Consider the following 391-nt stretch of genomic DNA (forward strand, 5'->3'; position numbering starts at 1 on the left):
CGGTGTAATAGTCCTTCGACCGCAGCGCGTAGAGCCTCCCCGCCCGGATCTCCAGGCAGCCGGGAACCGAGACGCGCTGGTAGGTGGCGCCGTCCTTCTCGATCTCGGCGATGGCGCCCCGGACCAGCTCGTCGGCCAGATCCTCGTAGAAGCGCGCTTCCACGATCATGATGTGCGGCTTGTCCGTCATCTCAGTTCTTCCCGGTCTCGGTTGCGGTGTCGGCCCGGCCCGGAAGGGGGATCGGGCGGCGGCCCATGACCGTCAGGCCATAGCCCTCCAGCCCGACGATCGCCTTGTTGCGGTTGGTCAGCAGGATCATCTTGCGCACGCCGAGATCCAGCAGGATCTGCGCGCCGATGCCGTAGTCGCGCAGTTCGCCCGGCCCGGCAT

At 67.3% G+C, this 391-nt stretch carries 2 protein-coding genes; both read right to left on the reverse strand.

Going from position 1 to position 391, the window contains the following annotated elements:
• A partial coding sequence (locus JT719_RS24325) for a 6,7-dimethyl-8-ribityllumazine synthase (RefSeq protein ID WP_207436389.1) occupies nucleotides 1–190 on the reverse strand: 190 nt, incomplete at its 3' end.
• Nucleotide 191: 1 nt separating this feature from the next.
• On the reverse strand, nucleotides 192–391 hold a 200-nt coding region (locus JT719_RS24330; RefSeq protein WP_423227989.1), incomplete at its 5' end, for a GTP cyclohydrolase II.

The organism is Sabulibacter ruber, from assembly GCF_017355955.1.
Lineage (GTDB): Bacteria > Bacteroidota > Bacteroidia > Cytophagales > Hymenobacteraceae > Nibribacter > Nibribacter ruber_A.